Here is a 14931-nt window from a genome sequence, read left to right on the forward strand (position 1 = left end):
TACCAATGCCTCGCTGTCACAGCAAGGTATTGGTACACAAACATGAGCAGAAAGCCTCAATTTCTTGCAGTTTCCTAACTTAAGGGCAAAAACCTAAGTTGTTACTGTCCGGTTAACCCAGGCTCACCACGGTAAATCACACGGTCATTACCACGGTGAATACCGAAGGTGACGACGGTGGATGGGTTTTCTTCTCCCGCTTTGTCATTATCCCAGTTGTACTTGAGCCAAGGTAAACCATTTTTTGAATCATCAAGATCTAACCAAACGCGCGTTTGCTGACGGTATGGTTCAGCTTGAGTTGCAGTAACAGAACGAGAAGAACCTGAGGAAACGGTACGACCAGCTCCTAGTGTAACCGCTTTAGGATCAGCATCAGTACCTGTTGGCCAGATATGCGTTTCAGCGGCAGTGACACCTTTCACATCGGTTTGATTGTCATCAGGGTTGGCGATAAAGCGGCTACCATTCCAGTACTCCACTCGGAGTGGTACATGTAATGTCGTGCCTTGGTTACCACCAACATCATCTAGATCAACACGACCAAAGCGGATGTCGGGTTGAGGCTTCAATGTTGATTCTCTGTCTAACACCAATACTGGGTCTGCACTACTTGCCCCAGCAATTGACAGCTGCGTGTTTTGTCCTAGTTCGTTTAAGTTAAACGGTCCATCGGGATAGTTGGTATTACTGCCTTTCGTCATAATTAACCCATCAGCAGCGCTGCCTGTATATTCACCTACACTGCGAGATTCAACTAACGCACTTCCGTTCGCATTTTTCCACGTTCCTGAATACGTTTTTAACGCTTCAAAACGGTCTTTATGACTACTTAAATCAACAATATTGAATAAAGCCCACAGCTCACGATCAAAGAAAGAATAGTTAACAACCTTACCTTTATCGGCATTTAACGCCTCAACAAATAGCTTACTGACCCCAAAAGGCTGTGCCATGTATGTGAATGTTTGACCATTCGGATATGCCCAATCAGCGTCTTTGCTTTGATAAACCTTAAAGTACTTAGGATAAAAACGCCCCAAGATCTTTTGAGCGGGAGCAATGGTGAAATCATCGGCCCCCAAATAAAGCTCTGGAGGAGTAACAACAAACTTAAACGCCCCAACTTCAGATACGGTTTGTTCAATCGTTACTTTACTCGTGATATCTCCATCTTTTGGTATCGTATGGTTGTACTTATCGACCCCTAGTACGCCTAACGATACACCTCCAACTGCAGGGTATGTCACTGAATGACTAATTGTGAGTCCATCTTGTTGATAATTTTTAGCTAGTGAACCATCAAACTGATGAGCACTGACAACCATATCAAACGTGTCTCCAGCAGCAACAAAGCCATTGCTACATGAATTACTAGCACAATCCCCTTCCGTTGAGGATAAGCTCAAGTATGCAGGAAAACTCACAAAGCTATTTTCGCCTTGTGATTGGGTTTCGCCTTGGATTTGAGCACGAAGAACCGCTTTCCCTACCTCAGGATATTTCAAGTTAAATTCAGCTTGCCCTTTATCATTAAAGTAAACATTTTCTACTGTTACTGCCTTTCCTGGTGCAACGCTCACTTCACCGCTAAAAACACCATTTCGGTCCTTAAATGCAACCTTCGCAGGAACCGACACTCTGCGCTCACTAGGCTCAACTTGCTCCAATGACAATATGATATTGCGATCTTCACCATCACTATTAGATTGCTGTGCAGATCCACAATATTCTAAATAAGGTTGCCTTTCTGGTTGATAGTTAGTACTTCCGTTCTCATCAAAGAATGCTTTGCCCGCTACCTTATTTGGAATCTCAACACCTAACGCATCGCCATTGAAAAGAAGATTACAATTCTCCTCAGATAGCACACCACCCACACGGCACTTCGCATTTTGGAATCCAAATTGAATGATGTTACTTTTTGCTATACCTAACTTCACGTGACCAGATTTATGCGCTTGCAAGTAGAGCTCTTTCGTATCAGAAAATGTCACAACATCTCCATCTCTCCAGGTATGTGTGGATGATGATGGTGGAGATAATGTCACAGTAACCGGTTTAACATCCGCATCAGGGTTATTAGCAATAATTGAACTTGGGTAAGTATCTTTACATGCTTCATCCATACAAGCTTTTAGTTCAATCTTTGAGGCCTGACAGATACTTCCCGTCCCCGTGTAATCAAACTCGAAGTGATGAATACCTTGTGTTATTTTTTGATACTTATCCGCACAAACTTGGAAGTTATCCATTTCATGGGTGTTTTTCGATGCCCCTGTAGATGCCGTCACCGAAATCCTAAAATTCTCTGGCGTGTAATTAAAGTTACCTTTCTTTAATACATCAAACTTCGGAATAACTGTCTCCCAGCTTTTACTTGTTCCTACTCTTCTTGAGACAGACAAGTTAATTCTGCCTGATTTTCGCGCGTCAAGAACGATTTTATATCGATGGGGGGTAAATTGTCGTCCGTCTATCGCAGAATTAAATTGCTTAGCATCAATCCACGAATAACCTTTTAACCATCGGCCGCTCTCATCTTGAGCTCCAGCACCTCTAACTGCTACACTATTTGGTAGAGATCGATTCCAAAGACTTTCCCCACCTTCACGATTAAAGTTGCCGTATTCATCGATGCCAATGGCAAGCCAACCACCAGCAAACCCCTCAACATCGTGATCTACTTCATTATAATGGTTTTTGTATAATTTCATGCCGTAACCGAGTGGTCCACCAAAAGCACCAGTCTTCGGAGGTACGTTCGCATCAGAAATAACTAATGCCATACCATCACCACCATTATATCCACCACCATAAGCATAGTGATCAAACTCGATTTCCAGATAGTTTTCATCCGATGGGAATGTGTAGTTATACGCCGATGCAGTCGCCTGTTTGGTCTTGTTGGCATTCAATACAAATCGTCCTTTATAACGATCCACGCTTGGTTTTGTACTTGCGCCATAACCCATTACAGACCAATTTTTAATCTCTGATGTTTTAAACTCTTCTAACGGCAGATCTTTACACTGAACAACGGGTGGAGGTGGCGCACATGAATAGTCAGGTTTATCAACAACAACTCTATTTTTCATAGTGAGGTTTTGAGAGGTGACAGCTCCATAAACAGTAATAGGGTTATTAAAGCTAACCGTTTTCGCTAATATAAAACCATAAAACTCATTCGTTTTCGTATGAAAACTTACATTCGCATCGGGACCATATAAAAGAACTCTATTTTTATTGCTGATGTCCATTTGATTACTCATCACAAATGAAGATGCAATATTAATTCTTGAGTTTTGACCAAATAAAAACTTAGTATCTCCAGTATGCTCACTCCAGGAATCTACCGTTAAAATTGAGTTATCCAACGTTTCGAAAACAACGTGTAACCCTTTTGTTATATCAAGTTTTTCTATTTGAATCTTGTCAGCAACCTGAACCGTTAATTCACTAAACTTGGTTCCACCATCTTGATTTATAGTTAACGACTTTAAACTACTTAGCACCTTAATTTTAGCTTTGTTATGTGCGTAAAACTCAAAGCTACAAATATTTGGATTATCATCACATATCTTTTTAATTTTTGGCTGAGCACTCACCCCGCTACCATAGCGTTGAGAGCTAACATATAAATCAAAGCTCCCATAACTTTCTGGGAAACTTATCGGTGCTTGAGCTTTACGTGTATCCGTTAGGCCATCATTACCCTCATTTTCACCTGAACCTGAAAGACCATCCTTTGGAAAACAACCAAAACCATCACAAACCTGTGTCTCAGGGTTCCAATATAAAGGCCAAGGATTCACTCCCTTGTCAAAGCCAACACGGACATTGTCCCAACTTTTCCCATTATTCCAGTTTTCTTGATAACGGTAGATATTGCTCGGTGTATTTAAGTAATTATCGGACCAGCCTATCGCTTGAGCACTGTCATTTGTGACATTTAGCGTACTTTCAGAACCTTTCCATCCTTGTATTGGCTCCGGGAAATATTGACACACCTCATCAGGTAACTCGGGTTGAACTGGATCAACTTTATCAGAACACTCGATATTAGAGATACCTCGCCCCTTTACCAGAGTTCTATAATCTCCTGGTTTGAGATCTTTTTGGATAGTCTCAATTAACTGATAATGCTTCGCACCTTGCACCCTAAGAAAGTAATCCAATTTATCCGAATCGGCTGAGTGGGTGATCTTTAGCTCGTAATTTTCACCATTTTTGACTTGATCATTAAACAAGTACTCCCATTTTCGAGTGTCTTCCTGAAACTCTTTTGTATACCATGCAAAATAGCCGTGATTCCCTTGCTTTAATTTGAGAGCTTGAAAGTTATCACTACCATTCACATTAAATGTGATTGTAAAATCATTTTGCCCTTTCACACTGCACTGCGAAGCAAACGTAATATTTGGCAACATTAGCGAAAACGCTAACAAGATAATTATCTTTTTCATTATTGTTGATACTCCCGAACCCAAATCTCTTGCTGGCGCTGAACTTTTGTCACCCCGGAGCCACAAGTTGCCGTGGCTTGCACCTTAAACAGAGATTCTGCATCTGAGGCACCTTTATTAAAGGTACCTATTTCTGAACATGTCATCGCTTTTAACTCACACCCTGTTCCCTGGGCTACGTCAGGCGTCTCACCATCGACGTCATCTGAACAAAGCGTTGTAAGCGCAGCGCTGGTTCCGTGTAATGGATAAAGCTGAGTAAGCGCCCACTCATTGGCAGATTGGGCGATAAACCAAGCTTTTGTTCCCAAAAACTCTCTTGTTAATCCGCTTTGATTCGACCATGTCACTTTCATTAAAGAGGAAGCCAAATATCCCATTACAATAATGACGAACAACACGATGATTAGTACATTTCCGCTGGAGTTTCTTCTATGGGACATTGAGCACCTGCACATCTTGTTGATACACACTACGTTCACCATCCTGCTCAAACTCTAGATTGATATGAACTAAACCACCTCGTTGCAGAGTAGGCTCTAGATAACGCATACCACTTACGGACGTGTCGACACTATCTGCAACCGTAATATCATTCCGCCTAACTTCTTTATTATCAAAACAGTAGCGAACCTCTGACTTCTCTTGATAAATATAAAGACGGCTAGAAACAGAGGACCCCGTAATCGTACTTGCCCCCCCACTAACAACAAAAACCTTACCTGTTTTAGCTAAACCACCAATGGCTATATTTCGCGAAGAAGTTGATTGTAAATCTTCATATCGGCTCGGATTTATCACCATCCTGCGATTCGCAGGAATAGGATTAAGCGTTGAGTCATTACCTAGCAAAAACTCTAAGTCATTATTCTTAAACGTGTAAAAACCAGAATACTCAATCGGAACAAACTCTAAGCAATGGGAAGCATCCTTTGGAACATGAAAACTATTAGGTACAGCATGGCGGATTTCACGCGTCATCTTTTCTAAAACAAACTGAGCCTGCGTTTGTATTCGTTGGCGATCGATAGTATCAGCGTATCCTTTCATTCCTAACTGGACATAGCCAGCTATCCCTAACATGATGAAGCTGCCGACCACAATCGTAACTATCATTTCCATTAAGGTGAAACCACGATCTTTCATCAGTAGTTCCCCTTAATAGCTGTTAAAGTAAGGGGCTGCGTGTTCCCCGCAAAAATCCGTAATGTTACTTTTTTGAATTCGGTTATTTCATCGGGAGTTTTATCCGTCAGATCATCATAGGCAACGCTAACTTCTAATCTAAAGTTTTTGTACTGCTCAGTACTATCCGCACCAAGTACATCACTAATATTCCCTCTAGGGATACCATCACACTGAGAAGCCGTTGTAGATGTGCTCCAACACCCGATATAGTCATCGACATCGTTGAAAGAACTCGGATTTGATGCATCCTCTCCGTAGTCAGTATCCACACCTAAAGTCGAAGAGCATAAATTCAAAGGATTATCGGGATGAGGGCTGTCTTTGGGCTCGCCACATCGAACAGTACCACCATCAAAATCGCTGTTTTCATCAAAGCCTCGCGCCAATATCTGAGACATAAAACCTTGGCCTAATGCAGCGGCACGAGTTTGATAATGAGGAATGGCGGAATCTCGAATTTGAGGGACAAGAAAAGAAGTAAACGCCACCATCGCAATACCCATCAAAACAATCGCGATGATCATTTCTATTAACGTCATGCCACTAGATTTCTTCATGAGCATGTACCTTTAGAAACATAGCCTTGAGTATTAATTTCAACTTGGCAGCGGCTTCGACCATGTTTATCTTCAATTAAGATGTTTACAGCACCACTTACAGGATTGCCGAGAAGGTTAAAATTAATTGTATTTGCGGCACCGCTGATAACGGAAAACTTTGCGGACTTATCGATAACCACGTCACTACGGGCATCTTGTGCACTACCTATTAGTGCGCAGGCAGCAACTGAACCAACACATGAGCTAGAAACTTGCAAACGAAAGTTATCATCAGGTTTCTCAACATTCGACTGCATACGATTCACCTGCACTTGGCGAATCACAGAAATCACACGTTCTTGTAATGCATATGCAGAAAAACTGCCAGAGCCCATAAAACGGCTGGCTGCAAAAAGTGAAAGGATAGAAAGGAGGACGATCACTAGGATTAACTCCATTAACGTGAACCCTAATGCAGAGCTGCGAATTTTCATAACCCAACCTTAGGCTTAGAACAAGCGAGATAAGTATACGATGAAATTATGAGATTAATGATAGGTTTATAATTTTTCGATCCGAAGTGTGAACAGACAAACAAATAACCAATGTCTAGTTATTTTGCCCCTTTGAACGACCAATTTCTTCTTCAATTCGATCGTAAGTTTCTTTGTTGCTTAGCGTCTCAGAAACGTGCTCCGCGGTTTGCTTGGTTTGCTCCCATTTTGCTTCGTAAGTTTCTGGTTCGAAACTTACATAACTGGGTAATACGATATACCCAGTTATAGCTATTAAAACTAGTATGACTACAAGTTCAATGCGGGATAAGCCCTTTACTATTCTCACTTAAGCACGCCTTAGAAAGGGGCCATTATGACCCCTTTAAAATCAAACAAACCACTATTATTTAGTACAAGAAGTGGATATCTCTGTTTTAGCAGGAATTAGCGCACCATCTGCATCATAGTATGATTCAGAGTACTTAACACACTCAGCAGCTTTATCCTCAGATGCATAAGTAATTGTACCTGCAGTACCATTTTTCTTATCTTTTGCGTCTGTACGCTCTGTTTCTGAAATAAGAACCCAATCTTCATCTAATCCTTGTACTGCCTTACCCAAACCATTTTCGTCAGCCGTTGGGTAACCTAGGTAGATCGTAATATCCTCTACTTTCGTACCTTCTGCAGTCAAAGATTCTTTACCTTCTACAGCAGCTTTACCATAAGTAATGCCAGCTGCACCATCAATGGCGCCTTTAAGGCCTTGGTTTGCAGCTTTACGTGCATCATCTTGCAGGTTAAGGAAACGTGGTGCTGCAGTTACCGCTAGAATACCTAGGATTACAATTACCACTACCAATTCGATAAGGGTGAAACCACCTTGTCTTTTCATTGTTTACTCTCTCTATGTAAGCATGCAGTACAACTGCAAAGTTTCGTTTAGGTCACGCGACCATTTTGGATATTGTCAAAACGGTTTGGGGCAGCAACGTTCACTAAAACTGACCGTGAAGTGGATACTGTATCTACCGCTTGAGCAGAATGACGATTCGCCATTATTCAGTTCATGCTGCAATGAGAAAAACACATTATTGTTTACCCTCTATTACAGCGTCTTACTTATGGTAATGATTGCATTATACCGACTTTCATTACCAATTATAGTGATTAGGTGTCAAAAAATTCACTCCGCCGACATTTCGACGTCTATTTTCAGTTGATTAGCTGTTGAAATAACTACAATCGACTGACCATTTTCATAAGTATAGTGACAGACATAACGATCAGTTTTGATAGCTCCACTGATATCTATTAACTTATTGGTCATTATTTTACGTTGTGGATAATGCACTGCTAGCCAATAACCACAATCTAAAACACCTTGTTGAGTAAAGGGAGACACTAGCCCGCCCTCAGTCATGGTGAGATTAAAACCATCCATCAGCATATGTTTTGGCTCGCCTTGTACTAACCAAGCTTGACGATAACGCTGAACACTATCTTGCATCCAAACTCTCGCCAACTTCGCTCCGGTCACTTGCGCCTGCTCGGTAACAGGACGTAATTTGACCGCCAAGCCAACAGTAATGATGGTAGCAATTACCCCAAAAACGATTAGCGTCGCTCGACTTTGATTTTCAACCACCTATTAGCCGCCTTTGATGATGTCTAGCATTCCCCACATTGGCAGGAAGATACCCAGTGCTAGCACCATGACCATGCCGGCGACAATCACCAAAAGTAGCGGTTCTATTCTTGCGGTTAGTGTTTTTAGATCGTAATCAACTTCTCTATCGTAAAAATCCGACACTTCTAGCAGCAGCTCATCAATACGACCGGTTTCTTCCCCTACTGCAATCATCTGAATCACCAAAGGGGTAAAGATTTTACTGTTGATGGCAGTCACTGAGATGGTGCTACCCGCTTCAATCGCGGATTTCATCTCAAGAATTCGATTTTCTAAAAAGCGGTTCCCCAGAGCTTCCCCGGCTAAAGCTAAAGACTGGTTAAGTGGAACGCCTGACTTAAGCATCAACGAGAAGGTTCTGGCAAAACGGGAAAGCTGCGCGCGATTAACGATATCGCCCACAATTGGCAGCCGAAGCCGAAACTTATCGAACTTTTCCCGACCATCAGCCGTCGCCACCCAGGCTCTGAAAACCGCAAACGCGCCAATCATTGCCACAATCAACAACACCCAATAATTAACAAAGAAATTAGAAGTAGCGATCAAAATACGCGTCGGCAGTGGTAACTCAACACCAAAGCGCGTAAACATCGATGCAAACTCAGGGATCACCAAGATATTCAATATAAACATGGCGATGGTAATAAAGATAATCACAAACGTCGGATAACGCATCGCCGCTTTGATGCGTTTGCGAGTCTCGAGTTCCTGCTCGTAGTAATTTGCCAGTTGCAATAGCGCTTGATCGAGTCGACCCGTATTCTCGCCTACATTGATCATAGAAACGAACAGTGGGCTGAATACTTTGCTGTGTTGCTGCATCGCAGAAGACAAACCTCGGCCATTACTCAGTTCAGAAACGACATCTTCCAGTGCCTCTTTGAGCTGTTTGTTTTCACAATTTTGCAGCAGGCCACGCATAGAACGCAGCAACGGTACGCCCGCTTTAGTTAAGCTAAACAACTGGCGAGAGAAAAGAATGATCACTTCCAATGGAATGGCTGGCACAAATAGCTTAGACAAGCTCACTTGGCTTTTTGCCGACTCTTTCTCTAACCGCACATTGAGCGGGATGACCCCTTTGTTCATCAACGCTTCCGCTGCAGCTTCTGAGTTCACTGCCTCGATTTTGCCGTTAGTGGATGAGCCGTCTAGAGTACGACCTTGATAACGAAAAGTTGGCATTCACTTACCTATATGAAAATGGGATCAGTCTTACCAGAAGCGTCACCTTCACCTAGGGTCATCACTTCATCCAAGCTGACGGTGCCTTGCAGCGCCAGTTCCATCGCCGAGGCAAGCAGCGGCTTATAGTTTTCTGAGCGACGCGCGGCTTGGGCAAAGCCAACCGCATCATTGGCGCGCAGTTTATCCATCATTTCTTGCTCCAGTTCGAGCATTTCAAACACACCGATTCGGCCTCGATAGCCAGTCAAGTTACAGTTTTGACAGCCTGCACCTTTATAAAAAGTGGTGCCCACTTGGTTTGGAAAACGCCCAGCTAACCACTGTTGGCGTGACTCGTCTAGATGGTCTTCTGTTTTGCAATCTGGACAAACACGGCGAACAAGACGCTGCGCCACCACAGCTCTGACCGCACTAGCAACCAAGTAACCCGGTGCGCCCATATCGATCATGCGTAACGCACTGTCGACAGCATCATTGGTGTGAAGAGTGCTCAATACTAAGTGGCCCGTTAATGCAGCTCGTAGACCAATTTCTACCGTCTCTTGGTCACGCATCTCACCGACGAGAATGATGTCTGGGTCTTGACGCAAGAAGGTTCGAAGCACACGCGAGAAAGTCAGATCGATCTTACTGTTTACCTGTACCTGAGTGATGCGAGGCAAACGGTATTCGACCGGATCTTCTGCTGTAATGATCTTTTTCCCTGGCTCGTTGAGCTCACTTAATGCGCCGTAAAGCGTGGTGGTTTTACCTGAACCTGTCGGCCCCGTCACCAAGATCATGCCGTGCGGACGAGCCAACTGTCGACGTAAACGAGCAAGCAAATCTGGCGGCAAACCTGACTCTTCTAATGGACGCAAACCAGCAGACTGGTTAAGCAGACGCATTACCACGGACTCCCCGTATTGCGTTGGTAGCGTCGACATACGAATATCGATTGATTGACCACGCACTTTGATATTGAATCGGCCATCTTGTGGCAAGCGCTTCTCAGAGATGTCTAGGTGCGCCATCAACTTCAATCGAAGAACCAAAGCCGATGCGATATTCACTTCATTCAGGATGGTTTCATGCAGTACACCATCAATACGCTGACGTAAGCGCAATATCTGATCGTCTGGCTCAATATGAATATCCGATGCCCCGACTTGTACCGCATCTTCAAACATGGAATTAACCAGCTTTACAACGGTAACTTCCTCACTGTCGGTTCCATCAATACCGTAATCGAAGCTTTGCTCGTCTTTATGCTCTTCATGCAATTGTTCCGCGAAAGAAGCGATCTCTTTAGTGCGGCGATAATAGCGGTCAAAGCTTGAAATGAGTTGGCGCTCTGAAGCCACAATGAACTCAAGGTTGTATTCACCTAGCAAATTCATCAGTGACTCTTGGATGAACAAATCTGCAGGGTCACTCATAGCAACGCGCAACGTGTCCCCATTTCGAGCAACGACCATCGCACGTAAGCGACGTGCGTGTACCTCAGGTAGAATCTGTACCGCTTCCGCATCCACAGGGGCACGACCAAGATCGATCAATGGCAAACCAAGTTGTTGGGACAAGAAGTCCAACATTTGCTTCTCAGTAATAAAGCCGAGATCAATTAACGCATCGCCTAGCTTCTGCCCGGTACTACGTTGTGCGTTTAGTGCTTGCTGAATTTGTTCTTCAGAGACGATGCCTTCTTCAACCAGAAGATCGCCTAAGCGTTTTCTCAACTGAATTTTCATTGTGCATTCTCCAGCTGTTTCAAGATGCTCAAACGGTCACGAATAAACGCTTGCGATTGATTCGAAATGCCAACTTTACCCAGAGCTTGGTTGTAAGAGTTGATCGCGGCGGTAAACGTCAGCGCGCGCTCTTGTTGAATCGCTAAACCTAGCCACCAGCGCGCATTTTCCGGCTCACGCTGAGTAAGGAGTTGATAACTCTCAAGCGCAATATCATTCTGCTTGTGTTTTTGTGCCAATGCCGCACGCATCGCCAAGTAATCTCGACTTGGTATTGGAGGCAAATGCACAAGCGGACTCAGCGCCGCTTCAGGTTGATTAGCTTTCACTAACAACTTAGACAAGGCTAAACGAAGTACTTGGTTGTTCGTGTCAAGGTTGATCCCTTCTTGGATAATCTCATACGCTTTACGCGTGTCGCCTTTGCCAAAGTACAACGCCGATAATTTTTGACGCGTGTCTGCATTCATTGGCTCATAACGTAACGCCTCAGCATAAGCCGACAACGCCGTTTGCATATCGTTAGCATCCAGTGCTTTTTCCGCTCGGCTAACCGCTTTAAGAGATAGCTGGCGGTGCGTCAACTCAACCTGCTCAATACGCATTGAACTGTTTTCTGCTGTCGTGCGGGTTACGTGATTAGATTGCTTATCGCTTGGCATCGTTGCCACTTGCGCGAGTAGCACTGCATCTTCAGAGACCGCATTTACCTCCGCTCTTGGCGTGAACCTATCAGCCTCTGGCATATGAAGCTGTTGCGCAGCCGGTTGTGTCACTGGCTTCGTGTAAACCACATGGGCTGTCTCGGGCGTCATTTTACTCGTTGGCGAATGAGTACGCTCTGATGATGTGATTGACAAAGCATTCACTGGCGACAATAGCATGGTTTCTGTTTGAGCAGATGAAAGCTCGCCTGAAGGGATAGGACCGCGAGAGACCGCCCAGCCGCCCACCGCAAGGCTTAACGAGAAACCGGCAACGAGCCAAAGCCAAGGTTTACTGCGTGAAACGTTGGGAATGTCCGCACGAGTAAGCTCTGACGGTGATGTTTTTTCAGCGAGTTCTGATAATGCTTTATTGATGGCACTCAAGGTTGACTCCATCCCCAAAATACGGGTGTTTTAAACTTAGGTTTACGGGCATCAAACGTATCGTGCATAGCTGCGTAAATGTGATGATTTTTTAATAGTGTGCAACGATCATTAAATGCCGCAAGCAACGACTTGTGGCTAATTTGGTTGATCAAACGTGGAATCCCCATGGATGAACGCCAAATAGCTTTTTTCTGCTCAATAGAAAAAATGTGCGCTCCATTGCCTGCCTTGTCTAAACGATTATTGATGTAAGCCACGCCTTCATCGATAGAAAGAGGACGCAGCTGACAACTAAACGTAATACGTTGACGAAACTGCCTTAGCTCGTGGCTGGCTAACCGCTCATCCAACTCAGGTTGTCCGAATAACACCAGTTGAATGAGTTTATCTTGTTCCGTTTCTAGGTTACCGAACAGACGCAATGTTTCTAAAGCTTGTGGAGAAAGAGCTTGCGCTTCATCGACGATCAAGACGGTTTTCTTTCCCGCAGAATGCACTTGAATCAGGTGTTCTTGAATGAGAGAAACAATACGTAGCGGGTCATCGTTCTCGATGCCTAACTCTCTGGCGACAGCAAACTGCAACTGCTCTCCATTCAAAACTGGATTGGGTAAGTAAATCAGCTCGACTTCAGATTCAATCTGCTCAATTAACTTACGACACACCATGGTTTTTCCGGTGCCGACTTCTCCTGTCACCTTAATCACCCCTTCTCCCATTTGCACAGCGGCTAAAATGGTTTGGATCGCCTCATAGTGAGGGACTAACCCCAAGAACATTTCTGTGTTTGGGGTTAACGAAAAAGGCTGAACTCGAAATCCAAAATGTGACAAGTACATACTCGAATCACAAACTCATTGAAAAACGGAACCTTTCCCCGCGCTTATTGCGCATCTGGGAACCACTCTTGCAGCAGATCACGAGAGCGCTCTAGCTCTTTCTGCCAAGAGTTCACACCAACTACGGTCGGTTTTAGCAAGATGACCAATTCTGTTTTCTCAGTCACGTTATTTACGTTGCGGAACAAATGCCCCAATGCGGGCACATCGCCTAAGAATGGGACTTTAGAAACAAGCTCACGATTTTGCTGTTTCATCAAACCGCCGATAACCACAACATCGCCATCTTTAGCACGAATAACCGAGTCAGATTCACGAATAGAGCTTTTTGCCAATGGCAATTGGATGTTTTGGAACTCACCGCCCAAGTTCAATTTCTTCACTTCTTCCGAGACTTCAATAACCGCAGGGTGAACATGCAGGAACACATTGCCTTTGTTATCAATTTGCGGAGTCACATCGAGAGAGATACCTGAGAAGAATGGTGTCAATTCCACTTCTGGAACGGCATTTGAGTTTTCACCGTTGCCTGCATTGCTCGATAACTCGGTAACAAAATACTCATCGGTACCCACTTTGATGACCGACTTTTGGTTGTTGGCTGCGGTAATACGAGGGCTCGAAAGAACGTTCAAGTCACCTTGCGTAGACATAAAACTCAACACAGCATTGAAGTTGCCATCAGAGATAGTCACGTTGGTTTGGCCGCCCAATAGCGTGCCAATCGCATCCAACGGTGGTAATGCCGATGCAGGGCGGTTCACGACGACACTACCCGAGTTACCAATTGACGCCGATAAGTTCGACCAGTTGATGCCTTGTTGGTAGCCATCATTCAACGTCACTTCTAGAATTTTAGCTTCAAGAATGACCTGACGCTGCATGCGCTCCTGCGATACACCTAAGAACTCACGGACTTCTCGAATATCATCTGGAAACGCTCGAACCGTAATCACTCCTGCTTGTGGTGTTACGACAACGCTTTGTCCTTTGCCTGAACCAATTAGATTCGCAACGGCTTGCTGCAGCATCGGCCAGAAGTCACTTTCAGTGATGGTTTCGATGCGCGTACCGCCCGTAGAAGTCGTCGAGCTATCGCCGTTGTTACTTCCATTGTCAGAGTCTGATGAGTCAGAACTGTCTGAGCTACCGCCAGAATTAGACGTACCAGCCGAGGTCACTGAGCCCGTGACAATGCTCGTCAATGATCGGCCAGAGCGTTTGAACTGGAGGTAATCAACAGGAATGGTTACCGTACGCATACCAGCAGGGTAGATTTGAATAACTTTGCCAGACTTCACCACATCATAGCCATACATGTTCTGTACAACGCTCAGGACTTCATCCAACGTAACATCTGACAAGTTGACGGTGATATTACCTTGTACCGCTGGATGAATCGCCACGCTGTACTCAGTGCCTTTGACTAGCGAGGCAAAAAAGCTTCGTGCATCGACCGCATTCGCTTGAATACGGAAACGCTTCGAGGTGCCTTGCTCTGAAGCAACATTCGAGTCTAAGTTAGGCATCAGGTCCGCTTCGACAGAAGAAGGAATTTCTTCTAACGTGCGGCTGTTCGCTTGATTGATAGATTCATTGAGCGCTTCTTTGACTTCCACTGGGTCACGATGACCCATTGAACATCCCATTAAAGAAGCAATCGTTATTCCTACAACTAATTTGCGCATATCTGATCAGGC

13 protein-coding genes are annotated in these 14931 nt (G+C 44.3%); all 13 read right to left on the reverse strand.

What is annotated here, in order from left to right:
• Positions 1 to 101 precede the first annotated feature (101 nt).
• Complete coding sequence (locus EX191_RS16205; RefSeq protein ID WP_193448054.1) at positions 102 to 4466, reverse strand: DUF6701 domain-containing protein; 4365 nt, start codon at positions 4464 to 4466, stop codon at positions 102 to 104.
• Positions 4466 to 4909, reverse strand: coding sequence for an MSHA biogenesis protein MshP (locus EX191_RS16210; protein WP_193448055.1), 444 nt, complete (start codon positions 4907 to 4909; stop codon positions 4466 to 4468). Before EX191_RS16210 ends, EX191_RS16205 begins: the two co-directional genes overlap by 1 nt.
• Positions 4899 to 5612, reverse strand: a complete 714-nt coding sequence (locus EX191_RS16215; protein WP_193448056.1) for a PilW family protein — start codon at positions 5610 to 5612, stop codon at positions 4899 to 4901. Before EX191_RS16215 ends, EX191_RS16210 begins: the two co-directional genes overlap by 11 nt.
• On the reverse strand, positions 5612 to 6211 hold the full coding sequence (locus EX191_RS16220; protein WP_193448057.1) for a type II secretion system protein: 600 nt from the start codon (positions 6209 to 6211) through the stop codon (positions 5612 to 5614). Before EX191_RS16220 ends, EX191_RS16215 begins: the two co-directional genes overlap by 1 nt.
• Positions 6208 to 6687, reverse strand: a complete 480-nt coding sequence (locus EX191_RS16225; RefSeq protein ID WP_048626843.1) for a type II secretion system protein — start codon at positions 6685 to 6687, stop codon at positions 6208 to 6210. The genes EX191_RS16220 and EX191_RS16225 overlap by 4 nt, the downstream gene beginning before the upstream one ends.
• 115 nt (positions 6688 to 6802) lie before the next feature.
• The gene (locus EX191_RS16230; protein ID WP_193448058.1) at positions 6803 to 7036 is read right to left on the reverse strand and encodes an MSHA biogenesis protein MshA; all 234 of its coding nucleotides are present in this window, start codon (positions 7034 to 7036) and stop codon (positions 6803 to 6805) included.
• A 57-nt stretch (positions 7037 to 7093) separates the two neighbouring features.
• Positions 7094 to 7585, reverse strand: coding sequence for a type II secretion system protein (locus tag EX191_RS16235; protein WP_193448059.1), 492 nt, complete (start codon positions 7583 to 7585; stop codon positions 7094 to 7096).
• Positions 7586 to 7876: 291 nt separating this feature from the next.
• Complete coding sequence (locus EX191_RS16240; RefSeq protein WP_193448060.1) at positions 7877 to 8338, reverse strand: MSHA biogenesis protein MshF; 462 nt, start codon at positions 8336 to 8338, stop codon at positions 7877 to 7879.
• A 3-nt stretch (positions 8339 to 8341) separates the two neighbouring features.
• A complete protein-coding gene (locus EX191_RS16245) occupies positions 8342 to 9565 on the reverse strand; it encodes a type II secretion system F family protein (protein ID WP_005397400.1) in 1224 nt (407 codons plus the stop codon).
• 8 nt (positions 9566 to 9573) lie between these two features.
• Positions 9574 to 11298 carry an MSHA fimbrial ATPase MshE gene (locus EX191_RS16250; protein WP_005397401.1) on the reverse strand — a complete coding sequence of 575 codons (1725 nt, stop codon included), beginning with the start codon at positions 11296 to 11298 and terminating at the stop codon, positions 9574 to 9576.
• Entirely contained in the window at positions 11295 to 12389 is a 1095-nt protein-coding gene (locus EX191_RS16255; protein ID WP_414718294.1) for a tetratricopeptide repeat protein, read from the reverse strand. The genes EX191_RS16250 and EX191_RS16255 overlap by 4 nt, the downstream gene beginning before the upstream one ends.
• Complete coding sequence (locus EX191_RS16260) at positions 12386 to 13231, reverse strand: ExeA family protein (RefSeq protein WP_193448062.1); 846 nt, start codon at positions 13229 to 13231, stop codon at positions 12386 to 12388. Before EX191_RS16260 ends, EX191_RS16255 begins: the two co-directional genes overlap by 4 nt.
• 44 nt (positions 13232 to 13275) lie before the next feature.
• Positions 13276 to 14919, reverse strand: a complete 1644-nt coding sequence (gene mshL / locus EX191_RS16265; RefSeq protein WP_074191839.1) for a pilus (MSHA type) biogenesis protein MshL — start codon at positions 14917 to 14919, stop codon at positions 13276 to 13278.
• Between the last annotated feature and the right edge of the window lie 12 nt (positions 14920 to 14931).

Source organism: Vibrio chemaguriensis (assembly GCF_012275705.1).
Lineage (GTDB): Bacteria > Pseudomonadota > Gammaproteobacteria > Enterobacterales > Vibrionaceae > Vibrio > Vibrio diabolicus.